The organism is Bradyrhizobium sp. IC3123 (assembly GCF_020193625.1).
Taxonomy (GTDB): Bacteria; Pseudomonadota; Alphaproteobacteria; order Rhizobiales; family Xanthobacteraceae; genus Bradyrhizobium; species Bradyrhizobium yuanmingense.
Genome location: NZ_JADYVF010000003.1, coordinates 68,853 through 94,092, shown reverse-complemented (window position 1 = coordinate 94,092; position 25,240 = coordinate 68,853). Strand labels below are relative to the sequence as shown.

Genomic DNA, 25,240 nt, shown 5'->3' with positions numbered 1-25,240 from the left:
GGGTTCGATAGCGGAGATCTTGCTCGAAGATTGCCGCGGTCACGAAATGATCGTGCTGAGGCCGACGCCGGACATGCGAAGAGCTCCGCAGCATCCCAAGCTGGCCGTTACGCACAGAACGATCGCGTTGTCATCCGTCGGGGTGGGCCTGGCCTGGCAGCGACTGTGACACGGTGCTGCGCGTTGCCGCGACGTACAGGCTGCCAGCACACCGCATTGCAGCAGGAAGATGAACGGGGGCTACAAGGCTTCGCCGTACAAGTGTCATAAGATCGCCGCTCCCGGCCCGCTATGCTGCACCGCCGGATGGGGGCCATCCCCGGGAACGCCCGGATGTGGCGACCGAGTGACATTTTCTGGAAATGAGCCAGAATAGACAGAGATTCGCACAAATTACAGGCAGGTGCCTGTTCGTAACTCATGGAGTGCCTACGTTGTGCGTTGCGTCGAGTCGCCACCCGGGTGTCCAATGATTGTCATGTGCTCACGCTGATTCGAAACGGCCTGAGGAACGGTCCGGTAACTGCTTTCGTTTCAGCTTGTAGCGGAACTCACGCGGAGAGGGATCATGTACAACGATTCTCTATTCAACGCTTTCGCTCGGTCGTTCGAGGCGAGAAGCCAGCACGACATGTCGATGGCGGAATATCTGGAATCGTGTCGAAGCGATCCCATGAAATACGCGAACGCGGCTGAACGACTGCTAGCGGCGATCGGTGAGCCTCAGACGATTGACACGGCCAAGGACCCACGCCTTGGCCGTATTTTTTTGAACCGCACCATCCGCACCTATCCAGCCTTCGCCGGCTTCTACGGCATGGAAGAAACCATCGAGCGCATCGTCGGTTTCTTCCGCCATGCGGCGCAAGGTCTCGAAGAGCGCAAGCAGATCCTCTATTTGCTCGGCCCGGTCGGCGGCGGCAAGTCCTCGCTCGCCGAGCGGCTCAAGTCGCTGATGGAAGTGCAGCCGATCTACGTGCTCAAGGCCGGCGACGAGCTCTCGCCCGTGTTCGAGAGCCCGCTCAGCCTGTTCGATCCCGATCAGCTCGGTCCGATGCTGGAGGAGAAGTACGGCATTCCGCGCCGTCGCCTCACCGGCCTGATGAGCCCGTGGTGCTACAAGCGGCTCGAAGCCTTCGGCGGCGACATCTCGCAATTCCGGGTCGCCAAGATCCAGCCGTCGCGGCTGCGCCAGATCGCGATCGCCAAGACCGAGCCCGGTGACGAGAACAACCAGGACATCTCCTCGCTGGTCGGCAAGGTCGACATCCGCAAGCTCGAGACCTACGCCCAGAACGATCCGGACGCCTACAGCTATTCCGGCGGCCTCAACCGCGCCAATCAGGGCGTGCTCGAGTTCGTCGAGATGTTCAAGGCGCCGATCAAGATGCTGCACCCGTTGCTGACCGCAACCCAGGAAGGCAATTATATCGGCACCGAGAATATCGGCGCGATCCCGTTCACCGGCATCATCCTGGCGCACTCGAACGAAGCCGAGTGGGCGAGCTTCAAGGCCAACAAGAACAACGAAGCCTTCATCGACCGCATCTGCGTCATCAAGGTGCCCTACTGCCTCAGGGTCACCGAGGAGCAGAAGATCTACGAGAAGCTGATCCAGGGCTCCGAGCTCGCCTCGGCTCCTTGCGCGCCGTCGACGCTGGAGACGCTGGCGCGGTTCTCGGTGATGTCGCGCCTGCGCAAGCACGAGAACTCCACCCTGTTCGCCAAGATGCGGGTCTACGACGGCGAGAGCCTGAAGGAATCCGATCCGAAGGCGCGCAGCGTCCAGGAATATCGCGACGCCGCCGGCGTCGACGAGGGCATGGATGGTGCTTCGACCCGCTTCGCCTTCAAGATCCTGGCTGCGACGTTCAACCACGATCCGCAGGAGGTGGCCGCCGACGCCGTGCATCTGATGTACGCGCTGGAGCAGGCGATCCGCCGCGAGCAGCTGCCTGAGGAGACCGAGAAACGCTATCTCGAGTTCATCAAGGCCGAGCTCGCACCGCGCTACGCCGAGTTCATCGGCAACGAGATCCAGAAGGCTTATCTCGAATCCTACTCGGATTATGGGCAGAACCTGTTCGATCGCTACGTCGACTATGCCGACGCCTGGATCGAGGACCAGGACTTCAAGGATCCCGATACCGGCCAGCTGCTCGATCGCGAGCTTTTGAACCAGGAGCTGACGAAAATCGAGAAGCCGGCGGGCATCGCCAATCCCAAGGATTTCCGCAACGAGGTCGTCAAATTCTCGTTACGCTCCCGGGCCCAGAACGGCGGCAAAAACCCGACCTGGACCTCCTACGAGAAGATTCGCGATGTGATCGAAAAGCGGATATTCTCCCAAGTCGAGGACCTGCTTCCGGTCATCTCCTTCGGGTCGAAGAAGGACGGCGAGACGGAGAAGAAGCACGGCGAGTTCGTCGCACGCATGGTGGAGCGCGGCTATACCGAACGTCAGGTTCGCCGGCTCGTCGAATGGTACATGCGCGTGAAGCAGGCCGGTTGAGGCGGATGGGAGGCGAATGGTAAAGTGCCCATTCACATTATTGACAGGCGCCTGAATCCAGGCGGCAAGAGTCTTGAGAACCGCCAGCGGTTCTTGCGTCGGGCCAAATCCCTGGTGCAGGGCGCCGTCAAGAAGACCTCGCAGGAACGCGACATCAAGGACGTCCTGGAGGGTGGTGAGGTCACGATTCCACTCGACGGCATGCACGAGCCGCGTTTCCGCCGTGAAGGCGGGACGCGCGACATGGTCCTGCCCGGCAACAAGAAGTTCATCGAAGGCGACTATCTCCAGCGCTCCGGGCAGGGCAGCGCCAAGGATTCCGGTCCCGGCGAAGGCGACAGCGAGGATGCCTTCCGTTTCGTGTTGAGCCGTGACGAGTTCGTCGATCTGTTCCTCGACGACCTCGAGCTTCCGGATCTCGCCAAGCGCAAGATCGCACAGACCGAGAGCGAAGGCATCCAGCGCGCCGGCTACACCATGACCGGCTCGCCCGCCAACATCTCGGTGAGCCGGACGGTGAAGCTCGCGCTCGCCCGCCGCATCGCGCTCAAGCGTCCGCGCAAGGACGAGATCGAAGAGCTGGAAGCCTCGATCGAAGCATGCACGGACGAGGACGAGCGTGCGGCTCTCGTGGCCCGGCTCGAAACGTTGAAGGCGAAGTCGAAGCGCATCCCCTTCATCGATCCGCTCGACATCCGCTACCGGCGCTTCGAGACGGTGCCCAAGCCCGTCGCGCAGGCCGTGATGTTCTGCCTGATGGACGTCTCCGGCTCGATGTCCGAGCACATGAAGGACCTGGCGAAACGCTTCTACATGCTGCTCTACGTGTTCCTGAAGCGGCGCTACAAGCACGTCGAGATCGTCTTCATCCGCCACACCGACCGCGCCGAGGAGGTCGATGAGCAGACCTTCTTCTATGGTCCGGCCTCGGGCGGCACGCTGGTCTCCAGTGCGCTGCAGGCGATGCACGAGATCGTGCGCGAGCGCTTCAACCCGTCGGATTGGAACATCTACGCCGCGCAGGCTTCCGACGGCGACAATTCCTATTCCGACGGCGAGCTCACGGGGCTCCTCTTGACCGAGAAGATCCTGCCGGTCTGCCAGTTCTTTGCCTATCTCGAGGTCGGCGAGGCCGGCGGCAGCGCCTTCGATCTCTCCGACTCCTCGCTCTGGAGCCTCTACGAACGCCTGCGCAACAGCGGCGCCCCGCTCTCGATGCGCAAGGTCTCGGAGCGCAGCGAGATCTTCCCGGTATTCCACGATCTGTTCCAGCGCCGCGACACTGCCCAGGAGAAGGCCGCTCCATGAAGGAACGTTTGTTCGAAGGCGCCGATTGGGATTTCCACACCTTGCAGCGCATCACCGATGCCTGCGAGGAGGTGGCGCTGAAGGATCTCGGCCTCGACGTCTATCCGAACCAGATCGAGGTCATCACCGCCGAGCAGATGCTGGACGCCTATTCGTCGGTCGGCATGCCCCTGTTCTACAAGCACTGGTCGTTCGGCAAGCACTTCGCGTTCCATGAGGCGTCCTACCGCAAGGGCCTGATGGGGCTGGCCTACGAGATCGTCATCAACTCCTCGCCCTGCATATCCTATCTGATGGAGGAGAACACGGCGACGATGCAGACGCTGGTGATCGCGCACGCCGCCTTCGGCCACAACCATTTCTTCAAGAACAATTATCTGTTCAAGCAATGGACCGATGCCGACGGCATCCTGGACTATCTCGACTTCGCCAAGAACTACGTCATGCAGTGCGAGGATCGCTACGGCCGCATCGAGGTCGAGCGCACGCTCGACGCCGCGCACGCGCTGATGTCGCACGGCATCGACCGTTATCCCGGCAAGAAGAAGCTCGATCTGCGCGCCGAGGAGAAGCGGGCAGGGCGTCGCCGCCAGCACGAGGAGGAGGTCTTCAACGATCTCTGGCGCACCGTGCCGAAGGGCGCCGCCAAGAGCCGCTCCACGCTCAGCATCGAGCGCCGCCGCAAGCTGCTCGGCCTGCCGCAGGAGAATTTGCTCTATTTCCTAGAGAAGAGCGCGCCGCGGCTGGCGCCCTGGCAGCGCGAGCTGCTCCGCATCGTTCGCCACATCGCGCAATATTTCTATCCGCAGAGCCAGACCAAGGTCATGAACGAGGGGACGGCGACCTACGTCCATTATCGCATCATGACCAAGCTGCATGAGCAGGGTCGCATCAGCGACGGCAACTTCCTCGAATTTCTGGGGTCGCACACCAATGTGGTGTTCCAGCCCGAATTCGACGACCCGCGCTTCTCGGGCTTCAATCCTTACGCACTCGGTTTTGCCGTGATGCAGGACATCGAGCGCATCGTCGCCAATCCGGAAGACGAGGACCGCGAGTGGTTCCCCGACATCGCCGGCAAGGGCGACGTCATGGGCGTGCTGCGCGACGTCTGGGCCAATTACCGCGACGAAAGCTTCATCGGACAGTTTCTGAGTCCGAAGCTGATGCGGCACTTCCGCATGTTCCATCTGCACGACGATCCCGAGGAGCGCGCCGGCATCCGGGTCGACGCCATCCACGACGAGCGCGGCTTCCGCCGCGTCCGCCGCGAGCTGGCGCGGCAGCACGATGTCGGCTTCATCGACGCCAATATCGAGGTGGTCGACGTCGATCTCTCCGGCGACCGCCGCCTGATCCTGCATCACCACGTCATCAAGGGCTCGCAGCTCAACGAGACCGACGCCAAGCGCGTGCTCCAGCACCTGGCCGATCTCTGGACCTACGACGTCGCACTGATCGAGGTCGATGCCAACGACAAGGTGCTGCGCGAATACGTCGTCAGCCCACGCCCGATCGCGGCGGCGGTGGCGTGACGGGGGCTGCCTACATGGGGCACCACGCGAGATGCGCATTGATGTGCCCTCGCCCCTTGCGGGAGAGGGCAGCGACGCCGGCAGACATAAGCTCACTGGGGTGAGGGGTATCTCTCCGCACTCTCCCGTGCCGATGGAGACCCCTCATCCGGCGCTTCGCGCCACCTTCTCCTGCAAGGGGAGAAGGAAGGCACTTGTGGCGGCCCATCGCGTCTACGAGGCTGATCGCTTCCCCGGCTTCTTCTTGCTCGCATTCAGCTCGACCGCCGCGCGGATCAGCGCCTTCAACGCCTTCTCGTTGATCGTTTCGCCCTCGCGAATATCGATCGCGCGGCGCACATTGCCGTCGAGGCTGGAATTGAAGAGACCTGCGGGATCCGCCAGCGCGGCGCCCTTGGCGAAGGTCAGCTTCACGACCTCCTTGTAGGTCTCGCCGGTGCAGATGATGCCGTCGTGCTCCCAGACGGGAACACCGCGCCATTTCCACTCTTCGACGACATCAGGGTCGGCCTCCTTGATCAGCGCGCGAACCCGCCCCAGCATCTCGCCGCGCCAGTCGCCGAGCTCCTTGATCCGGCCGTCGATCAGCTTGGATGGCGAGGCGGTACCTGCTTGCTTCGCGCTGCTCGTCTTCGCCGCCACGGGCTTCTTCATCATGGCCTCGTTCACGCGTTGCTGCGGCCGCGATAAGGCAGCGCGAACAGATAGAGCCCGGTCGCGAGCAGCGGAATCAGCGGCACCAGCGCCAGGAAGCCGATCCACACGGCCTCGACTTGCATCGTCATCGCCACGATGTTGGCGATGACGGCAAGCGTGAAAGCCATCGACAGCCAGCGATGAATCTGCCGAATCCACATAGGCGTGCTCATTGGGACCTCCTTTGAGAATGATCGGAATGGGTGGTGGAGCTAGCTCGCCCGCGCCAGCAAATCGTCCAGCTTCGCCAAAAACTGCTTCCAGCCGGCATGCGCGCCGCCGAACGCCTGTTTCTGCGTCGGGCGGAAGCCCGCCTGCTCGACGCGCAGATGGGTGCCGGCGCTCGTCGGCGTCAGTGTGAAGGTGACGATGCTCTTGAGATCGAACGCGGCGTCCTCGTGCGAGAAATTCCAGGTGTAGGCCAGCGTCCTCTGCGGCTCGATGGTGAGCACCTCGCAGTCCAGCACGCCGCCCCATTCGCCGCGCAGATTGAAGCGATGGCCGACGACCGGCTTGAAGTCGTTCTTCATCAGCCATTCCTCGATCAGATGCGGCTGCGTCAGCGCGCGCCAGAGCCGCTCGGCGGGATAGGCAAATTCGCGCTCGATCACGACGGAGCGCGTCTCGGCGGGGGCGTTCATTGGTCCATCCTCTTCAGGAGATCGTCGAGGGCATCTAACCTTTTCTGCCAGAACCCGGCCATCTGGCCGGTCCAGTCGATCAGCGGATTGAGCGCACCGGGCTGCGCGCTGTAATGGGTCTGCCGTCCTTCGTGCCGGTCGCGAACCAGGCCCGCCTGCTTCAGGGCGCCAAGATGTTTCGACACCGCCGGCTGCGACACGCCGGATCGTGCCGTCAGCGCCCCGACCGTCTGCTCCCCCTCACGGCACAGCCGCTCGAAGATCGCCCGCCGGGTCGGGTCGGCGAGCGTCCTGAACAGGAGGTCGGGGGTGGGGGACATGAGGAATCCATAACTAGGAAGTTATGGATTAACTCATAACTGTAGAGTTATGGGTGAGTCAAGTGGACTTGGAGGGAAATGGCTGTCGCTCGCGCAACGTCCTCCGCCGTCATTGCGAGCGCAGCGAAGCAATCCAGAATCCCTCCTCGGAGACACTCTGGATTGCTCCGTCGCAAGGGCTCCTCGCAATGACGGAGAATGTGGAGGCGCCCCGCGAAACGCTACGGCCGCAAATACAGATACCCCTGCGACTGCAGCTCGGCGAGCCGCACCACGCCGCCGTTCTCGGCGTTGACGAAGCCTGGCAGCAGCTCGCTCAGCGTCACGTTCTGCGCTTTCATCGTGTTGCCGCAGGCGGCGAGCTCGATGCCGCCCTGGGAGAAGTCACCGACGCGCTTGCTGACGTCGGGGTTGGCCTGCGCCGAGTGAAACGCCTTCAGCGCCGGGCCGTGGATCACCAGCGCGATCGTCACATGCTCTGGGCCGCCGACCCCGTCGATGTGGTTCTGGATATTGCCGAGCACGAAATGGACCTTCTCGGCGTCGCTGAGGTGATAGGCCACCTTGAGCTTGTTCGATGGCGCGGTGGCGGTGATGGCTTTCGCGCTCGAGACGCCAAGCGCCGCACCGAGTGCCGAGACGGCGCTCCACAGGATGTTCCGGCGGTTCATGGCGATCTCCTCGACGAAGTCCGAATTTACGCAGGCATATCATTTGTGGCGCAGCGCCGCGAGTTCCTTGCGGTCGGTCACCAGCGAGGCGCACTCGCGATTGTCGGCCCGGTCGAGCCGGAAAATCTTGTCGTCGGCGCCGGCGGTCAGCGAATGCTCGGCGTCATCGTCCGGCTTGTTGTTCTGCCAGACCCTGACACGTTCGAGCCGGACGATCGCGGACTTGTCGTCCTTGGGCAGCGCAACGCCGATGCCGCCGCCATCGCAGTCGACGCCGCAGCCGAGGCGGACCTCGTCGCCGCTCCTGGTGAATACGGCGTGGTTGCACGAGCCGCTGGAGTCGAAATCGCCGCTGCGGTGACGGTACCTGAAGCCAAGGCGGAAGGAATGGTGAAGCTCCTTGTCCTCCTTGTCGAATTCCGCGGAGATCAGCAGCTTCATCGCGGCGACCTTCTGCTTCGGATGCCGCGCCAGATGGTCGGCATCGTAGCGGCGGACGAAGCAGGCATAGGCCTTGTCGCCGGGAGGCTTCGCATACATCCGCGTATTGAAGGTCTCGGCCTCGGCCGTGCTGGCCTCGCGGATATCGTCGACTTCCTCGGCGCGGCCGACGCTGGTCAGCGCAGCAAAAGTGAGGGCAGCAAGGATGACGAGCTTCATGAGGGCCTCGTGCACACGAGAATTTCGTCGCAGCAGGACAGAGCTGCTGTCTGTTAGACGCAGAATTGGTGACCCGCGTTCAACCGTCGCAAGCCGCTCGAGCGGTGGTCGCGGTGCGGATTCGCGCAACTCGCTTCACGCTCCGCCTTAGTCACTGATGGGCTCGAGAAGGTTCAAGCGGTGAAGCGGGCGGCTCTTCGGAACTTGAAGCCTGCAATCGCTGCGACATTGTCTCGGTTCGTCAATGTGATAGCCTTCACAGACGATCGCCTTTGGCGGTCGTAGGCTGGGGCTGCCTTGTAAGTTTGTGGAGTCCCCCGCATGGGCGAAATTCGCAACTTCAGACCCGGAAATCCCGACGAGCCGCCGCCGCACAGCGGAATGCCTCGCCGTCTCGCCGCGATCATCGTCGGCGATATCGTCTCCTACAGCCGGTTGATGCAGGCCGACGAGGAAGGCACGCATGCCCGCGTCAAGCGGATCGAGCGCGACATCATCCAGCCCAGCATCATCGAGCACCATGGAAGTCTGGTGAAGACGACCGGCGACGGCTTCATCGCCATATTCGACAGTCCCGTGGAAGCCGTTCGATGCAGCATCGTCATCCAGCAGAATCTCGTCGGCCGCAACGCCTCCATTCCCAAGCATTCCCGGCTCGAATATCGGATCGGCGTCAATCTCGGTGACGTCATCGTGGAGCCGGACGACATCTATGGTGACGGCGTCAACATCGCCACGCGTATCGAGGGCATCGCGGAGCCGGGGCAGGTCTTCATATCCGGCGCGATCTACGAGCAGATCAAACACAAGATCGTATGCGGCTATGAGTCGCTCGGCGACCGCAAGGTCAAGAACATCACCGATCCGGTGCGCGTGTATCGTGTGCTGCCGGACGCTGATGCGGTCGGCAAGACAAGAAGCCGGCGTGAGAACGTCCTGCTCTTTCTTCTGATCACGGCATTGCTGGTGATTGCCGGCTACGTGCTTTGGTACGTGCTGGTGCAGCACCGCAGCCAGGTGGGGCAACAGGCTGCCGCTCCCCCGATCGCGGCGCCGTTGGCTTCGCCGGCGCCGCAGTCCGTTCCGTCGTTACCGAGCCCGGCAGCACCGGCGCCACAAGCCGCACCCGCGGCTTCTCCGTTGCCCACAACGGTGCCACCGCCCGCAGCATCGCCTTCACCGTCTCCGGCATCCAGTCCATCGGTGACGCCGGTCCGGGAACCCGAAATGATCGCCATTCGTGGCGGCAGCTTCGCGATGGGAAGCAATGACGATCCGACCGAACGACCCGTCCATCAGGTCACGATCAAGCCGTTCTCGATCGGAAAATATCCGGTAACGGTGCAGGAGTGGAACGAATGCGCTGCCGCCAAGGCGTGCGGATTCACGGCCACTGGCAAGGACGATGCCCCGGTCAGCAATGTGAGCTGGACCGATGCGCAGCAATATGTCGCCTGGCTCGCGCAAGCGACGAAGAAGCCCTACCGGCTTCCCAGCGAAGCCGAATGGGAATATGCGGCACGCGGCGGGACACAGACCAAATATTGGTGGGGCGACAAGCTCCAGCCGGGCATGGCGGGCTGCAAGGATTGCGGTGAACTTGCGGCCGAGCAGCCGGCCAAGGTCGGCAGTTTCAAGCCCAATCCATTCGGGCTTTACGACATGGGCGGCGGCATCGATCAGTGGGTCGCAGACTGCTGGCACCGGACGTATCAGGGCGCGCCCAGCGACGGCTCGGCGTGGACTAGCCCTGACTGCGGCTCTCATGTCCTGCGCTCAGGCTCCTGGAAGAACGATTCGAGATATGTGCGGCCGTCAAACCGCGGTGGATACGACACCGGCGTCCGTTACCCCACGCATGGATTCCGGATCGCGCTCAGTCCGTAGGTACTGGAGTCAATTTGATGAAGATCGTTTCCTGTATCGCGCTCGCGGCCGCCATCGCATTGCTCCCCGGCGCGGCCTATCCGCAAGGCAAAACTGCGCCAAAGGACGCCAAGCTTTATTTCATCTCGCCGTATGACGGCCAGAAGATCCGTGGTGGGTTTTGGGTCCGGTTCGGCCTGCGCAACATGGGCGTGACGCATGCCGGTGACGACTACCACAATGCCGGCCACCATCATCTGTTGATCGATGTGAAAGACCCCATTGATGCCAAGGAGCCGATTCCGCAGGACAAGTCCCATCTGCATTTCGGAGCCGGACAAACCGAAACGTTTCTCGAGCTTCCGCCGGGCACGCACACGCTGCAACTGGTGCTTGGCGACGCCAAGCACTATCCGTTCGAACCACCCGTCGTGTCGGAGAAGATCACGATACGCGTTAGGCCGGCGGCATCAGCGCGAAGATGATCACCGCAGGCTGGCGTTGATCTTGTCCAGCACCGCCGAGCCCGGGCAGAGCGTGTCCGCCTCCAGCGCGTTGAGCGGCGTCTCGACCGTGTTGAGATGCTCGTGCAGGTCTTCGGCCTCAGGGTCGACGTACAGAAGACCGGTGACGATCTGGCCCTTGGCGGCGTGCCTTGCTAGGAAGGTCTGGGCGCCCAGGCGGTCGTGCGGATCGTAATCCGCATCGATCTTGCGCAGCGCGATCTTGCTGCCGTCGTGGTGCTCGACCACCTGCACCGTGCCGGGCGCGTAGTCCACCGCAATCGGGTCGCGGCCGACCAGCACGTCGAGCCGGTTCACGGCGTCATTGTGCTCGCGGACATAGTCGAAGCTCTTGGTCGAGCCGGCATGGTTGTTGAAGGCGATGCAGGGGCTGATCACGTCGATGAAGGACGCGCCCTTGTGGCCGATCGCGGCGGCGATCAGCGGCACCAGCTGGCTCTTGTCGCCGGAGAACGAGCGCGCCACGAAGGTGGCCCCTAACTGCAGCGCGATGGCGACGAGGTCGATGGCGTTGTCGGTGTTGGTGACGCCCTTCTTGCTCTTCGAGCCGCGATCGGCGGTCGCCGAGAACTGGCCCTTGGTCAGGCCGTAAACGCCGTTGTTCTCGACGATATAGGTCATGTTGACGCCGCGCCGGATCGAATGCGCGAACTGCCCGAAACCGATCGAGGCGGAATCGCCATCGCCGGAGACGCCGAGATAGATCAGCTCGCGGTTGGCGAGGTTGGCGCCTGTCAGCACGGATGGCATGCGGCCGTGCACGGAATTGAAGCCGTGCGAATTGCCGAGGAAATAGTCCGGCGTCTTCGACGAGCAGCCGATGCCGGAGATCTTCGCCACCCGATGCGGCTCGATCGAGAGCTCGTAGCAGGCTTCGATGATCGAGGCCGTGATCGAATCGTGGCCGCAGCCCGCGCACAGCGTCGAGATCTTGCCCTCGTAGTCCCGATGCGTGTAGCCGAGCGCGTTCTTCTTCAGGCCTGGATGATGGAATTTGGGCTTTGCGATGTAGGTCATGACACGGCCTTGCGGAGCGGGGTCACCTTGAGGTGGTCCTGGTGGTCGCCAATGGCTTTGGCGATGAAGCGGGCGGTGATCGGCGTGCCGTCGTAATGCACGATCGGCACCAGCCGGACGGGATCGATGCCGTTCTCGTTGACGATGAGCTGGCGCAGCTGGCTGTCGCGGTTCTGCTCGACGACGTATACGAAATCGTGCTCGGCGAGGAAGCTGGCCACGCTGGAATGGAACGGGAAGGCGCGGATGCGCAGGCGGTCGAGCTGATGCCCGCGCGCTTCCAGCAGGCCGATCGCCTCGTCCATCGCCGGCGAGGTTGAGCCGAAATAGATCACGCCATATTTGGTCGGCCGTTCCGCATTGGCCTGCAGCGGACGCGGCACGAGGTCCTGCGCGGTCTCGAACTTGCGCATCAGGCGCTGCATGTTGTCGGCGTAGACCGTGCCTTCCTCGGAGTAGCGCGCATAGCGGTCCCGCGACGTGCCGCGGGTGAAGTAGGAGCCCTTGGTCGGATGCGTGCCGGGATAGGTGCGGTAGGGAATGCCGTCGCCGTCGACGTCGAGATAGCGGCCGAAGTCGCGGCCTTCCTCCAGCATCGCCGCCGTCATCACCTTGCCGCGGTCATATTGCCTGGCATCGTCCCACTTCAGTGGACGGCAGAGCCGGTGATTCATGCCGATGTCGAGATCGAGCATCAGGAAGATCGTGGTCTGCAGCCGCTCGGCGAGATCGAAGGCGGCCGCCGCGAACTCGAAGGCCTCGGCCGGGTCCTCGGGGAACAGCAGCACATGCTTGGTGTCGCCGTGCGAGGCATAGGCGCAGGCGATGATGTCGCATTGCTGGGTGCGGGTCGGCATGCCCGTGGAGGGGCCGGCGCGCTGGATGTTCATGATCACGGCCGGGATCTCTGCGAAGTACGAGAGGCCGATGAACTCCGTCATCAGCGAGATGCCGGGGCCGGAGGTCGCCGTGAAGGCGCGGGCGCCGTTCCAGGACGCGCCGATCACGATGCCGATCGACGCGAGCTCGTCCTCGCCCTGCACGATCGCGTATTTCGCCCTGCCCGTTTCAGGATCGTGCCGGTACTTCTTGCAATGGGCGGTGAAAGCCTCGGCCACCGACGAGGACGGCGTGATCGGATACCAGGCACACACGGTGGCGCCACCATAGACCGCGCCGAGCGCGGCGGCGCTGTTGCCCTCGATGAAGATGCGGTCGCCGACCTTGTCGGACTTCTTCACGCGCAGCCCAATCGGACATTTCAGGTTCTGCAGCGCCCAGTCGCGGCCGAGATGCAGCGCATGGACGTTGGAGGACAGCAGCTTCTCCTTGCCTTTGTACTGCTCGCCGATCAGCTGCTCGATCAGCTTGGGGTCCATGTCGAGCAACGCGCTGAGCGCGCCCAAATAGATGATGTTCTTGAACAGCTGTCGCTGACGCGGATCGGTATAGGTCGAGTTGGTGATCGCAGTCAGCGGCACGCCGATCACTGTGATGTCGTCGCGGAATTTGGTCGACGGCATCGGCTTGGTGGAATCGTAGAACAGGTAGCCGCCGGGCTCGATGCCGGCGACGTCCTTGTCCCAGGTCTGCGGATTCATCGCCACCATCATGTCGACGCCGCCGCGTGCGCCGAGATGGCCGGCTTCCGTCACGCGCACCTCGTACCAGGTCGGCAGGCCCTGGATGTTGGAGGGGAAGATGTTGCGTGGGCTGACAGGCACGCCGTGGCGCAGGATCGCGCGCGCGAACATCTCGTTGGCGCTGGCCGAGCCCGAGCCGTTGACGTTGGCGAAGCGGACGACGAAGTCGTTTACGCTGCTGATCGGCTTTTTGTCGGACATGTCGAACCTGCGTGGGTCATCTCGATGAAATATTTCTGCATGTCCCAGGCGCCGGTGGGACAGCGCTCGGCGCACAGCCCGCAATGCAGGCAGACATCCTCGTCCTTCACCATCACCCGCCCGGTCTTCAGGTCCGAGGAGACGTAGAGGTCCTGGTCCGGATGCGCGGAGGGCGCCTTCAGGCGCTGGCGCAGATCGCTTTCCTCGCCGTTGGCGGTGAAGGTGATGCAATCCATCGGGCAGATGTCGGCGCAGGCGTCGCACTCGATGCAGAGCGAGGTCGAGAACACGGTCTGCACGTCGCAGTTCAGGCAGCGATGCGCTTCGCCGAGCGCCAGCTTGACATCATAGCCGAGCTCGACCTCGGCGCGGATGTCCTTCAGCGCAACGACCTTGTCGCGATGCGGTACCTTATAGCGCTTGTCGGGCGAGATGTCGTTGTCATAGCTCCATTCGTGGATGCCCATCTTCTGCGAGGAGATCTGCACCTCCGGCAGCGGCCGTTCGTCGACCGCTTCGCCCGAGAGCATCTTGTGGATCGACAGCGCGGCGTCATGGCCGTGCGCGACCGCCCAGATGATGTTCTTCGGGCCGAACGCGGCATCGCCGCCGAAGAACACTTTCGGATTGGTCGAGGCGAAGGTCTTCGGATCGACCTTCGGCATGTGCCATTTGTCGAACTCGATGCCGCAATCCTGCTCGATCCAGGGGAAGGCGTTCTCCTGACCGACCGCGACCAGCACGTCGTCGCAGGGAATGGTCTGATCGGGATCGCCCGAAGGCACCAGATTGCGGCGGCCTTTGGCGTCGTATTCGGCTTTGACGTGCTGGAAGGTGACGCCGATTAGCTTGCCGGCGACATGCTTGAAGGCCACCGGGACCATGTAGTTGAGGATCGGGATATCCTCGTGGATCGCGTCTTCCTTCTCCCAGGGCGAGGCCTTCATCTCGTCGAAGCCGGAACGCACGACCACCGTGACTTTCTCGCCGCCGAGCCGGCGCGCGGTGCGGCAGCAATCCATCGCGGTGTTGCCGCCGCCGAGCACGATGACGCGCTTGCCGATCTTGTCGACATGGCCGAACGACACATTGGCCAGCCATTCGATGCCGATATGGATGTTGGCGGCGGCCTCTTTCCGGCCGGGAAGTTCGAGCTCGCGGCCGCGCGGCGCGCCGGAGCCGACGAAGATGGCGTCGTATTTCTCCGCGAGCAGCGCCTTCATGCTGTCGATGCGGTGGCCGCCTTTGAACTCGACGCCGAGACCCAGGATGTAGCCGGTCTCCTCGTCGATCACCGAATTGGGCAGGCGGAATTTCGGGATCTGCGTGCGCATCATGCCGCCGGCTTCCGGGTCGGCATCGAACACGGTGCAGTGATAGCCGAGCGGCGCGAGATCGCGCGCCACCGTCAGCGAAGCGGGACCGCCGCCGACCAGCGCGACGCGCTTGCCGTTCTTCGGCCCGGGCTTCGGCAGCCGCTGCCTGATGTCGTCCTTGAAATCCGCTGCAACACGCTTGAGGCGGCAGATCGCGACAGGATTTTCCTCCACGCGTCCGCGCCGGCACGCCGGCTCGCAGGGACGATCGCAGGTGCGTCCCAGAATGCCGGGAAATACGTTCGATTTCCAATTGATCATGTAGGCATCGCTGTAGCGGCCTTGGGCGATCAGTCGGATGTATTCGGGAACCGGGGTGTGCGCAGGACAGGCCCATTGGCAATCGACCACTTTGTGAAAGTAGTCGGGGGCCGCGATGTCGGTCGGTTTCATTCCTACCCTGTCCGCGCAGGCCCGAAGACCCCGCGGCCTTTTTTGTTTGAGCTTGGCGAGCGCTTAACGCGCTTCGATCTGGTTTCTGAATGACGTCATTGGGTTAGCTTATTAGAACCGTTCCGAAGTACAACGGCAAATTTGCGCGCGTCACCGCTTTCATGGGAGGTACGCGTGCACAGCACGCGCGGCGCACGAGATGCGTGCGGTGCAATATGCTGCGATGCGGATGCCGTTCAGCCGCGCGCGACATCGCTCTTGGCGAGGTCCCACATCAGGCAGTAGGTGCCGACGGAGATGGGGAGCGGGAAGGGCGCCGCAGCCGGGCCGGTGAAGCGCTCGGCGATGACGGCGGAGACCGCATTGACATGCGTGCCGTCGATCAGCACGAACCAGTCGCGCGCCCCCTCGTTGCGCACCGCCGGAATTCCCGCCGTTGCGCCCGACAATTCCGGCTCGCTTTCGAGCAGGTGCATCGAGATGATGCCGTCGCGGTCCTGCGGCGCCAGCTTTTCTTGCAGCGCATCACGCCACGCACCGGCGTTGTCGGGCGTCGGCCGCAGCCGCACCAGGCCGAGCGACGCGCCGCGGCCAGTACCCTTGCTGATTGTGATGCGCGCGACCACGCGCAGCATGTCCCTGAAGCGCGCCATGGATCGCCGCGACCATTCGGTCTGGTCGGCGAGGCGCGCCCGGTAGGCGGGGCTGTCGAGCACGCCGAGCGTTTCGGTCGAGTACAGCGAGAGATATTTGGGGTTGGCGGCATGCGCGACATAGCGCCGCGCTTCGAGAAATCCGTCGATTGCGACACGCTCTTCCAGATGCTCGCGATCGTACCAGCGGTTGAAATCGGCCTCGTCCGCAGCGTCGATGTTCATCGACGTCAGCAGCATGCCCTTTCCGGCGAGCGGCATTCTTCTTGTCCTCTCATCGCCCGATCTTCGACGCAAGGTCCGCGATCGACTTCATGACCGCGTCCCTCACGCCGCCATCATAGAGCGAATGCCCGGCTTCTTCCACGATGCGAAGCTCGGAACCGGGCCATACTTTCGCAAGGGCCTGCGCTGTCGCGGGAGCACACAACAGATCATAGCGCCCCTGCACGATCATGCCGGGAATGCCGTCGAGCCGGCCCGCGTTCCGCAGCAGCTGGTCCTCGTTCATGAAGCTGTCGTTGATGAAATAATGCGCTTCCATGAACGGCGTCGCCGGCAATGTGCGCCAGACGTTCAGCCCGGCGAGGTCGAGCCGCGTCCGTGCCGGCTTGTGCTCGGACAAGACGCGCTCGGTGTCGTGCCAGGCCTTCGCCGCCGGGCCATGCACGGCAGGGTCGCTATCGAGGATGCGGCGCCAATAGGCATCCACCGGCCGGTCGCGCTCCTCTGGCGGCAGCACGCTGAGGAAATCCTCGTACAGCGCCGGATGGAATTGCGACAGGCGCGAGGTGAAGGCCGTCTCGACTTCTGCTCGCGTGCCGAGAAACGTCGCGCGCAGCGCTATGCCGGAGACGTGCTCGGGATGCGCCTCTGCATAAGCCAGCGCCAGCGTCGCGCCCCAGGAGCCGCCGACCACCATCCAGCGTTCGAAGCCAAACTTTTCGCGGATCGTTTCCATGTCCGCGATCAGATGCTGTGTGGTGTTGTGCTCGCGTGATCCCTTGGGCCGGCTGCGGCCGCAGCCGCGCTGGTCGAACAGCACGGCGCAGAAGCGGTCGGGATCGAACAGCCGGCGATGGTCGGGCTGGCAGCCGCTGCCGGGCCCGCCATGCAGATAGACCGCGGGGATGCCGTCGCTGCGGCCGACGCTCTCGACATAGAGCTCATGGCCGTCGCCGACGTCGAGCATATCGGAGGTCAGCGGCGCAAAGGGATCAGTGCGTTTGGCCGCCGTGCCCGCGTCGGCGTCAGGCGTCATTCTCGGATTCCAGGGTGCCGCCGGCGAAGTTGCGATAGAGGAAGCGGCTGGTCTCGCCCTCGGCTTCGGCTTCCGCCTGCTTGAAGATGGTCTCGTGCAGCGGCGACAGCGCGCAGGCCGGGTCGGTGTTGGCGGCGTCCCCGGTCAGCGCGAAGGCCTGACAGCGGCAGCCGCCGAAATCGATCTCGCGGAACTCGCAAGACTTGCACGGCTCCTTCATCCAGCCGGTGCCGCGATAGCGGTTGAAGGCCTCCGAGTTCTGCCAGATCCAGGCGATCGAATGGTTGGAGCGCACCGATTCGAAATCGAGCCCGGTGATGCTCTCGGCGGCATGGCAGGGCAGCACCTTGCCGGCGGGCGAGATGTTGAAGAACTGCCGGCCCCAGCCGCCCATGCATTTCTTCGGCCGCAGCGCGTAATAATCCGGCACCACGTAGTCGATCGTCAGTCGGCCCTTCAGCCGCTCGCGCGCCTCCTCAACGAGGCGGGTACACTCATCGAGCTGCGCGACGGTCGGCATTAGCGCGGCGCGATTCTTCAGCGCCCAGCCGTAATATTGCACATTGGCGACCTCGAGCCGGTCGGCATCGAGATCGAGCGCCATCTGGATGATGTCGGGCAGCTGGTGCAGGTTCTGCCGGTGCATCACCGCGTTCACGGTGAGCGGCAGGTCGAGCTCGCGCGTCCATTTCGCGACTTCGAGCTTCTTGCGGTGGCCGCCTTTGTAGCCGGCAACGCGATCTGCGAGGCCGTCCTCGATGCCCTGGAACGAGATCTGCACATGGCAGAGCCCGGCATCTGCGAGATCGCTGAGCCTCTCGCGCGTCAGCAGCACGGCCGAGGTGATGAGATTGGTATAGAGCCCGGCGTCGCTGGCATGCTTGACCAGCTCGACGAGATCCTTTCGCGCCGTGGGCTCGCCGCCGGAGAAATGCACCTGGAGCACGCCGATCTCGGCGAGCTCGCTCAGCACTTTTTTCCACTCGTCCGTCGTCAGCTCTTTGCCAGAGCGGTCGAGCTCGACCGGATTGGAACAATAGGGACATTGCAGCGGGCAGCGATGAGTGATCTCGAGCAGTACCGCGAGCGGGATGCCGAACGTCTCCGCCGTCGAGCGCTGCTTTTCCAGCACCGCGAGGCTGTCGCTGGGCGGGATGGTCACGTCGCTCATGACGTTTTCTCCCTGATCTCGGTGAGAAAGCCCTTGTCTGCGAGATCCTGCAGCATGGCGATGACGTCGGCCAGGATCGCCTCGCGCGGCGCTGCGTACTTTGCGGCGAGCTGATCGGCGACGTCGCCGACATTGCGCTCGCCGTTGCAGAGTTGCAAGACCTCCACCGCGATCTCATCCGGCGCCAGCACCCGTTCCGGCGCCAGGATCACCCAGACCTTGCGGGTCTCGTCGTATTTCAGCTTGGCATGCCGCGGCAGCACGGGGCGGCTCGCCTCGCTGACGCTGATGTTCCGCGGCCCGGCCATCGCTTTGATCCTCAGCTCGCTTTGGGCACGAACGCGCCCGGCGGAATGTGGCCCTCGACATAGGCATGCTGGAGCGCATCCAGCTGCACCCACAGCACGTTGGTCTTGAAGATCAGCGCGTTGCAGACCTGCGCGCGCTGCTCCGGCGTCGTGGCGTGCCTCTTGACATAATCGAGCGCGAAATTGGCGTCGCGCGGCGCCTGGGTCAGGCGGCGCTTGAAGTAGCTCATGATATCCGGGTTGACGAAGTCGTAGTGCTCCAACATGCCGGCGATGCGCTCCTCATGCAGGTTGGGCGCGAACAGCTCGGTCAGTGAGGAGGCGATCGCCTCCAGCGGGCTTTTTTCGCGGCAGAAGTGCACATAGGCTTCCACCGCGAAGCGCGTCGCCGGCAAGATGCCTTCGGTGGATTCGACGTAAGCGGTGTCGAGCCCGAGCCCTTCGGTCAGCTTGATCCAGCGCTCGATGCCGCCTTCGCTGCCGACGTCGCCGTCATGGTCTTCGATGCGATGGCGCCATTCCAGCCGCGTGGCGCGGTCGCGGAAGCGGGAGATCACCACCGCGTCCTTGATCGGAATGGTGCTCTGGTAATAGTAGCGGTTGAGCGCCCAGGCCTGCACCTGGCCCTTGTTCAGCTTGCCGCCATGCAGCAGCTTATGGAACGGGTGCAGGCTGTGATAACGCGTGGCGCCGATGTGGCGCAGCGTTGCCTCCAGCTCCTCGGCGGAGTTGAGCTTCAAGTCCTTGCCGATCGAGAGTGCGGTCATTCCAGTCAGTGATGCGGCGTTCACAGCACGATCTCCGTTCCATCCGCGGGTATCTGCCAGCCCGCCTCCTCAGTGAGCTTGCGCTCGGGCGAGCCGGGCAGCAGCGCCGGATTCGAGTTATTGATATGCAGAAACAGCTTCCTGTCGATATTGAGATCGGCCAGCCGGGCGATGGCGCCGTCCTCGCCGGACATGGCGACATGGCCCATGCTCTTGCCGGTCTTGTGGCCGAGGCCGGCCCTGATCATCTCGTCGTCGCGCCAGACGGTGCCGTCGAAGAACACCAGTGAAGCGCCGTCGATCTCGGCCTTGAGCGCGTCGGTCACTTCGGCGCAGGCCGCGATGAAGTAGAAGAACTTGCCCGTGGCCTTGTCGGTGATCTTCAGGCCCAGCGTGTCGCCGTCGCCGCTCTCGCCGCCCGGATGCACCTTGCCTTCGAGATACCAGGCCGACTTGCCCGGCACGGCAAAGGGCAGCACCTCGAGCCCCGAGCGCGCACCGTCGGGCAGCCGCGGCTCGAACGGCTCGCGGAGAGCAATCGGCTGGCGCCGCACGTTCTTCTCGTTCAGCACGTTGAAGATGCTGTTGGAGCTGAGGATCGCCAGCACCTTCTCGTGCGCATAGATCGTGAAGGGCGAGCCTTCGCGCATCGACAGCAGGCCGGCCACCGCATCGACTTCGCTGTTGGTCAAGATCACGCCCGCAATCGGCGTGTGGCGCAGCGCGCCCGCCTTTGGGTGCAGCTGCGGCGTGGCGTTCAATTGCTGGCGAAGATCGGGTGAGGCGTTGATCAGGAACCAGTGCTCGCCGTCGCCGCTGAAGGCGACCGAAGCCTGGGTTCGAAACAGCTCATGTCCCTTCGCACGAGCCGCGCGGCAGCCTTCGCAGCCGCAATTCCACTGCGGAACTCCGCCGCCGGCCCCGGCGCCCAGGACGACGACGCGAAGCATGATCCGTCTCCTGGAGGCGAATTGGCGAGGTGGATCTCAGGCCGAGACAGTTTCGGACAAGGTTTCTCTCTGCCGGAAACGTATCGTGACCGAAAGAACCACCTGCGCAGAACGCGTTTCCACCAGCCGCTTACTTGCGGGTGGCGCTCACATACATATTGATTTCCATGCCGCAGGGCACTTCGACGATCTTAGGGGCTTTCCAGGCCATTTGGCTCTCCATTTTCGCGAATTCGGACGTATCCGCCCATTGGACAAATTAGTGCGGACGGCAAAGTTCGCCAGTGAAATTTTCCCGACCTAGGTAGTAGGCTGCGGGAATTGTTGCACTGCAAAGATGGCGTATTGCGGCCGCAAAGATGAGCGGATCAGATACGCAAAATTGCCGATAGGTCGTGATCCCTGTCGGGATAAACCAGTTGTGAGTATGGACGGCTTCTCATCGGCGACAGACGACCCCAATGGATCAGGCATGCCCAGATATTTCTTCAACACCCGCATCGGAGACGAACTGATCGTGGATCCTGACGGCGAGGACCTGCGCAACCCCGATCGCGCCTGGGAGGTCGCGCGCCAGATGATCCTCGAGGTCGTGAAGTCGGAAGGAACCCAGCCGGCGCTGCTGGATGCCGTCATCGAGGTCACCGACGCCGACGGCGAGATCGTGCTGGAGTTTCCCTTCACCGAAGCGCTGCTCGACATGCCGGACCAGTCCGCGACGAGGCATTAGCCGGACGCGGTAGGGTAACGGGCTCACCGCTCTCTCCACGTCATTGCGAGCGTAGCGAAGCAATCCAGAATCCCTCCCCGGAGGCAGCCTGGATTGCTTCGTCGCAAGGGCTCCTCGCAATGACGGAGAATGAGGCAACGCCCCGCGCAAAACCCGCCTTTCACCCCCGCGAAATCCGCATGGCTTTGCCGCGTTCCCGGCGCTAAAAGACGCCTGTCATACGGAGCAAGCCATGCAAGATCTCTGGCGCCTGTCGGCCGCCGACCTCGCCACCCTCGTCAGGTCCAAAAAAGTCTCCGCCAGGGAAGCCGCCAAGGCCGGTCTCGCGCGGCTCGATGCCGTCAATCCCCAGCTCAACGCGGTGATCGACCACCGGCCGGATGACGTGCTCAAGCAGGCCGATGCCGTCGATGCCGCAATTAGCCGGGGCGAGGACCCCGGCGTCCTCGCGGGCGTGCCCGTCACCATCAAGGCCAATGTCGACCAGGAAGGCTTTGCCACCACCAACGGCCTCAAGCTGCAGCGCGACCTGATCGCGCGCGAGGACAATCCAGTGGTCGCCAATTTCCGGAAATCGGGCGCCATCCTGCTCGGCCGCACCAATTGCCCGGCCTTCTCCTACCGTTGGTTCACCACCAATCTCATCCACGGCGACACCAAGAACCCCCGCGACGCTTCGCTGACGCCGGGCGGCTCGTCCGGCGGCGCCGGCTCGGCGGTCGCGGCCGGCATCGGCCACATCGCGCACGGCACCGACATCGCCGGCTCGATCCGTTATCCCGCCTATGCCTGCGGCGTGCACGGTCTGCGCCCGACGCTCGGACGCATTCCCGCCTTCAACCCGGCGCTGCCGGAGCGCCCGATCGGTCCGCAGATCATGGCGGTCTCGGGCCCGCTGGCGCGCACGGTCAACGATTTGCGCATCTCGCTTGAAGCGATGTCGGCCCGCGACATCCGCGATCCCTGGTTCGCGCCGGTGCCGCTGCAAGGACCCGCACGCGACAAGCGCGCTGCGCTGTGCCTCAATCCGGGTGGCCTTGCCACCGCACCGGAGGTGAAGGCCGCGGTGAGCGATGCCGGCAAGCGGCTGGAGCGCGCGGGCTGGACCGTCGATGTGATCGAGGACACGCCGCCGATGCGCGAAGCGGTGGAATGGCAGATCAAGCTCTGGCTCGGTGACGGCTATGAGGCGCAGCTGGAGATGGCCGAGCGCGAGGGCGATCCCGGCGCACTGGCCTGCCTGCGCGGCAACCGCGCCAGGGTCACGCCGATGGATCAGGCCAATTACGCCAAGGCGCTGACCCGGCGAGCCACGCTGACCCGCGACTGGATGCTGTTCTTCGAAAAATACGCCGTGCTGCTGACGCCGGTCTCCGGCGAATTGCCGTTCCCCGACCATCTCGACCGCAAGGACGAGGATTCCTTCAAGCGGGTCTGGGAAGCGCAGCTGCCGCAGATCGCGATTCCCTTCATGGGATTGCCGGGCCTCGTGGTCTCCACAGGTCTCGTCGGCAGGGCGCCGGTCGGCGTGCACATCGTCTCTGGCCGCTATCGCGAGGATCTGTGCCTGCTCGCAGGCGAAGCGATCGAGGCCGGCGGCGTGCCGCCATCGCCGATCGATCCCGTGGGCTAGCGATGACCGCCATCTACGACTTCAAAGCCAACTCGCTGGCCGGCGAGGAGGTCGCCCTGCGGCGTTTCGAGGGGCAGGTGCTCTTGATCGTCAACACCGCGAGCAAATGCGGTTTCACGCCGCAATATCGCGGCCTCGAGGATCTCCATCGCGACCTCTCTCCGCGCGGCTTCTCGGTGCTCGGCTTTCCCTGCAACCAGTTCGGCGCGCAGGAACCGGGGCAGGCGAGCGAGATCCAGGAATTCTGCTCCTCGAACTACGACGTCACGTTTCCCTTGTTCGAAAAGATCGACGTCAACGGGCCGAAGGCGCATCCACTGTATGAGTACCTGAAACGCCAGCAATCCGGCCTGTTAGGGGCCGCCATCAAATGGAATTTCACCAAATTCCTGGTGGACCGTAAGGGCCGCGTGGTCGCGCGCTACGCGCCGACCGCCCGGCCCGAAGGATTGCGCAAACAGATCGAAACATTGTTGTGAGCGAGACAATCATGAGCGACGAATTTCCGGACCGCCTGTCGGTCGACCCGAACAGCCCTTATTACAACGCGGAGATCCTGGCGCGCGACGTCGGCATCCGCTTCAAGGGCATCGAGAAGACCAATGTCGAGGAATATTGCATCAGCGAAGGCTGGGTCCGTGTCACCGCAGGGAACGCCAAGGACCGCCACGGCAACCCGCTGACCATCAAGGTGCACGGTCCGGTCGAGCCGTACTTCAGGGATAAGAAATAGTTTGAGCCGAGCGCGCCTCACTCTCTCCGCGTCATTGCGAGGGGCGCACACTCTCTCCCTCGTCATTGCGAGCGAAGCGAAGCAATCCAGAATCTTTCCGCCGAGGCAGTCTGGATTGCTTCGTCGCTTCGCTCCTCGCGATGACGATAATAACCACTGAAAGCCCACCCCATGTCCGTCCGCATCGTCGACGTCCGCGAAATTACAAAACCGATCTCTTCGCCAATCCGCAACGCCTATATCGACTTTACGAAGATGACGACCAGCCTCGTCGCCGTCGTCACCGACGTGGTCCGCGACGGCAAGCGCGTCGTCGGCTACGGCTTCAACTCCAACGGCCGTTACGGGCAGGGCGGTCTGATCCGCGAGCGCTTCGCCGCGCGCATCACGGAAGCTGATCCGAAGTCGCTGCTCAACGCAGCCGGCGACAATCTCGACCCCGACAAGGTTTGGGCCGCGATGATGACCAACGAGAAGCCGGGCGGCCACGGCGAGCGCTCGGTCGCGGTCGGCACCATCGACATGGCGGTGTGGGACGCGGTGGCGAAGATCGCCGGCAAGCCGCTGTTCCGCTTGCTCGCCGAGCGTCACGGCGTCAAAGCCAATCCGCGCGTCTTCGTCTACGCCGCCGGCGGCTATTATTATCCCGGCAAGGATCTCTCGATGCTGCGGGCCGAGATGCGCGGCTATCTCGATCGCGGCTACAACGTCGTCAAGATGAAGATCGGCGGCGCTGATATCGCCGAGGACCGCAGGCGCATCGAGGCGGTGCTGAAGGAGATCGGCAAGGACGCCCAGCTCGCCGTCGACGCCAACGGCCGCTTCAACCTGGAGACCGCCATCGCCTACGCCAAGATGCTGCGCGACTATCCCTTGTTCTGGTACGAGGAAGCCGGCGATCCTCTCGACTACGCGCTGCAGGCCGCGCTCGCCGAATTTTATCCGGGCCCGATGGCGACGGGCGAGAACCTGTTCAGCCATCAGGACGCCCGCAACCTGATCCGCTACGGCGGCATGCGCCCCGATCGCGACTGGCTGCAATTCGATTGCGCCTTGTCCTATGGCCTGTGCGAATACCAGCGCACGCTGGAGGTGCTGAAGACCCACGGCTGGTCGCCGAGCCGCTGCATCCCGCACGGCGGCCACCAGATGTCGCTCAACATCGCCGCCGGCCTCGGCTTAGGCGGCAACGAAAGCTATCCCGACCTGTTCCAGCCCTATGGCGGCTTCCCCGACGGCGTCCGCGTCGAGAACGGCCACATCACCATGCCCGAGCTTGCAGGCATCGGCTTCGAAGGCAAGTCCGATCTCTACAAGGAGATGAAGGCGCTGGCGGAGTAGGAGTGTCGTTGGAGCGCGACGTCCGCGCCACACACTCCGTCATTGCGAGCGCAGCGAAGCAATCCAGAATCTTTCCGCGGAGGCAGTCTGGATTGCTTCGTCGCAAGAGCTCCTCGCAATGACGGTGGAGGGGCCACTGCCGCTCGCGGGCGTCTGGCCCGCAGCCCAATGTGCCGAATTGCGCGAGCTGTCGCCACACACTCCGTCATTGCGAGCGCAGCGAAGCAATCCAGGTTCTTTCCGCTTCGGCAGTCTGGATTGCTTCGTCGCAACGGCTCCTCGCAATGACGCTGGCGAAAGCCTCGTAGTCATCTCTTAGTTGTGATATCG

Annotated in this window: 26 protein-coding genes; 10 read left to right on the top strand and 16 right to left on the bottom strand. The window is 63.5% G+C overall.

What is annotated here, in order from left to right; all coding sequences use genetic code 11:
* Positions 1-568: 568 nt before the first annotated feature.
* From I6F20_RS10520 to I6F20_RS10510, 3 genes are read left to right on the top strand one after another with little or no spacing between them, the layout of a single operon-like run.
* Positions 569-2,512 carry a PrkA family serine protein kinase gene (locus I6F20_RS10520; protein ID WP_036007284.1) on the top strand — a complete coding sequence of 648 codons (1,944 nt, stop codon included), beginning with the start codon at positions 569-571 and terminating at the stop codon, positions 2,510-2,512.
* A 30-nt stretch (positions 2,513-2,542) separates the two neighbouring features.
* The gene (locus tag I6F20_RS10515) at positions 2,543-3,820 is read left to right on the top strand and encodes a YeaH/YhbH family protein (RefSeq protein WP_225126649.1); all 1,278 of its coding nucleotides are present in this window, start codon (positions 2,543-2,545) and stop codon (positions 3,818-3,820) included.
* On the top strand, positions 3,817-5,355 hold the full coding sequence (locus I6F20_RS10510; RefSeq protein ID WP_225112114.1) for a SpoVR family protein: 1,539 nt from the start codon (positions 3,817-3,819) through the stop codon (positions 5,353-5,355). Before I6F20_RS10515 ends, I6F20_RS10510 begins: the two co-directional genes overlap by 4 nt.
* A gap of 213 nt (positions 5,356-5,568) precedes the next feature.
* Here the strand turns inward: I6F20_RS10510 and I6F20_RS10505 are convergent, their stop codons facing one another.
* From I6F20_RS10505 to I6F20_RS10480, 6 genes are all read right to left on the bottom strand, one after another.
* Positions 5,569-6,009, bottom strand: coding sequence for a DUF1801 domain-containing protein (locus I6F20_RS10505; protein ID WP_036027326.1), 441 nt, complete (start codon positions 6,007-6,009; stop codon positions 5,569-5,571).
* Between the two features lie 11 nt (positions 6,010-6,020).
* On the bottom strand, positions 6,021-6,224 hold the full coding sequence (locus tag I6F20_RS10500) for a hypothetical protein (protein WP_036007290.1): 204 nt from the start codon (positions 6,222-6,224) through the stop codon (positions 6,021-6,023).
* Positions 6,225-6,263: 39 nt separating this feature from the next.
* Complete coding sequence (locus I6F20_RS10495; RefSeq protein ID WP_036007293.1) at positions 6,264-6,692, bottom strand: SRPBCC family protein; 429 nt, start codon at positions 6,690-6,692, stop codon at positions 6,264-6,266.
* Entirely contained in the window at positions 6,689-7,012 is a 324-nt protein-coding gene (locus I6F20_RS10490; protein WP_036007297.1) for an ArsR/SmtB family transcription factor, read from the bottom strand. The genes I6F20_RS10495 and I6F20_RS10490 overlap by 4 nt, the downstream gene beginning before the upstream one ends.
* Before the next feature lie 221 nt (positions 7,013-7,233).
* Positions 7,234-7,683, bottom strand: a complete 450-nt coding sequence (locus tag I6F20_RS10485) for a DsrE family protein (protein WP_225126085.1) — start codon at positions 7,681-7,683, stop codon at positions 7,234-7,236.
* 39 nt (positions 7,684-7,722) lie between these two features.
* On the bottom strand, positions 7,723-8,343 hold the full coding sequence (locus I6F20_RS10480; protein ID WP_225126083.1) for a hypothetical protein: 621 nt from the start codon (positions 8,341-8,343) through the stop codon (positions 7,723-7,725).
* Positions 8,344-8,664: 321 nt separating this feature from the next.
* Here I6F20_RS10480 and I6F20_RS10475 point away from each other — a divergent pair, with 321 nt between their 5' ends.
* Together I6F20_RS10475 and I6F20_RS10470 are read left to right on the top strand one after the other, a co-directional pair.
* Entirely contained in the window at positions 8,665-10,230 is a 1,566-nt protein-coding gene (locus tag I6F20_RS10475; protein WP_225112118.1) for an SUMF1/EgtB/PvdO family nonheme iron enzyme, read from the top strand.
* 17 nt (positions 10,231-10,247) lie between these two features.
* Positions 10,248-10,694, top strand: coding sequence for a DUF4399 domain-containing protein (locus tag I6F20_RS10470; RefSeq protein ID WP_036007306.1), 447 nt, complete (start codon positions 10,248-10,250; stop codon positions 10,692-10,694).
* Here I6F20_RS10470 and I6F20_RS10465 read toward each other — a convergent pair whose 3' ends face one another.
* The 10 genes from I6F20_RS10465 to pqqA all read right to left on the bottom strand — a co-directional run bounded on the left by I6F20_RS10465 (position 10,695) and on the right by pqqA (position 20,684).
* Positions 10,695-11,750: a 2-oxoacid:ferredoxin oxidoreductase subunit beta gene (locus I6F20_RS10465; RefSeq protein ID WP_225126080.1), complete on the bottom strand. Its 1,056-nt coding sequence runs from the start codon at positions 11,748-11,750 to the stop codon at positions 10,695-10,697.
* Complete coding sequence (locus tag I6F20_RS10460) at positions 11,747-13,594, bottom strand: 2-oxoacid:acceptor oxidoreductase subunit alpha (protein WP_192893297.1); 1,848 nt, start codon at positions 13,592-13,594, stop codon at positions 11,747-11,749. The genes I6F20_RS10465 and I6F20_RS10460 overlap by 4 nt, the downstream gene beginning before the upstream one ends.
* Entirely contained in the window at positions 13,564-15,363 is a 1,800-nt protein-coding gene (locus I6F20_RS10455; protein ID WP_036007315.1) for an FAD-dependent oxidoreductase, read from the bottom strand. The genes I6F20_RS10460 and I6F20_RS10455 overlap by 31 nt, the downstream gene beginning before the upstream one ends.
* Positions 15,364-15,599: 236 nt before the next feature.
* A complete protein-coding gene (locus tag I6F20_RS10450; RefSeq protein WP_036027271.1) occupies positions 15,600-16,277 on the bottom strand; it encodes a DUF4286 family protein in 678 nt (225 codons plus the stop codon).
* A gap of 13 nt (positions 16,278-16,290) precedes the next feature.
* Positions 16,291-17,277 carry a prolyl aminopeptidase gene (gene pip, locus I6F20_RS10445; RefSeq protein WP_109144748.1) on the bottom strand — a complete coding sequence of 329 codons (987 nt, stop codon included), beginning with the start codon at positions 17,275-17,277 and terminating at the stop codon, positions 16,291-16,293.
* Positions 17,267-18,448: a pyrroloquinoline quinone biosynthesis protein PqqE gene (gene pqqE, locus I6F20_RS10440; RefSeq protein WP_057026048.1), complete on the bottom strand. Its 1,182-nt coding sequence runs from the start codon at positions 18,446-18,448 to the stop codon at positions 17,267-17,269. Before pqqE ends, pip begins: the two co-directional genes overlap by 11 nt.
* Entirely contained in the window at positions 18,445-18,756 is a 312-nt protein-coding gene (gene pqqD / locus I6F20_RS10435) for a pyrroloquinoline quinone biosynthesis peptide chaperone PqqD (RefSeq protein WP_057026049.1), read from the bottom strand. Before pqqD ends, pqqE begins: the two co-directional genes overlap by 4 nt.
* 11 nt (positions 18,757-18,767) lie before the next feature.
* Positions 18,768-19,523: a pyrroloquinoline-quinone synthase PqqC gene (gene pqqC, locus I6F20_RS10430; protein WP_249786867.1), complete on the bottom strand. Its 756-nt coding sequence runs from the start codon at positions 19,521-19,523 to the stop codon at positions 18,768-18,770.
* 20 nt (positions 19,524-19,543) lie between these two features.
* Positions 19,544-20,473 carry a pyrroloquinoline quinone biosynthesis protein PqqB gene (gene pqqB / locus I6F20_RS10425; RefSeq protein WP_225126078.1) on the bottom strand — a complete coding sequence of 310 codons (930 nt, stop codon included), beginning with the start codon at positions 20,471-20,473 and terminating at the stop codon, positions 19,544-19,546.
* 130 nt (positions 20,474-20,603) lie between these two features.
* Positions 20,604-20,684 (bottom strand): pyrroloquinoline quinone precursor peptide PqqA, encoded by an 81-nt coding sequence (pqqA, locus tag I6F20_RS10420; protein WP_007595659.1) that lies wholly within the window; start codon positions 20,682-20,684, stop codon positions 20,604-20,606.
* Positions 20,685-20,945: 261 nt separating this feature from the next.
* Between pqqA and I6F20_RS10415 the strand changes: the two genes are divergently transcribed.
* The 5 genes from I6F20_RS10415 to tarD all read left to right on the top strand — a co-directional run bounded on the left by I6F20_RS10415 (position 20,946) and on the right by tarD (position 24,910).
* Entirely contained in the window at positions 20,946-21,203 is a 258-nt protein-coding gene (locus tag I6F20_RS10415; protein ID WP_225126076.1) for a DUF6894 family protein, read from the top strand.
* A 232-nt stretch (positions 21,204-21,435) separates the two neighbouring features.
* On the top strand, positions 21,436-22,836 hold the full coding sequence (locus I6F20_RS10410) for an amidase family protein (RefSeq protein ID WP_036027256.1): 1,401 nt from the start codon (positions 21,436-21,438) through the stop codon (positions 22,834-22,836).
* A 2-nt stretch (positions 22,837-22,838) separates the two neighbouring features.
* Positions 22,839-23,315: a glutathione peroxidase gene (locus I6F20_RS10405; RefSeq protein ID WP_225126074.1), complete on the top strand. Its 477-nt coding sequence runs from the start codon at positions 22,839-22,841 to the stop codon at positions 23,313-23,315.
* An 11-nt stretch (positions 23,316-23,326) separates the two neighbouring features.
* Entirely contained in the window at positions 23,327-23,569 is a 243-nt protein-coding gene (locus I6F20_RS10400; protein WP_197948459.1) for a DUF3297 family protein, read from the top strand.
* A gap of 171 nt (positions 23,570-23,740) precedes the next feature.
* A complete protein-coding gene (gene tarD / locus I6F20_RS10395) occupies positions 23,741-24,910 on the top strand; it encodes a D(-)-tartrate dehydratase (protein ID WP_225126073.1) in 1,170 nt (389 codons plus the stop codon).
* Positions 24,911-25,240: the final 330 nt, after the last annotated feature.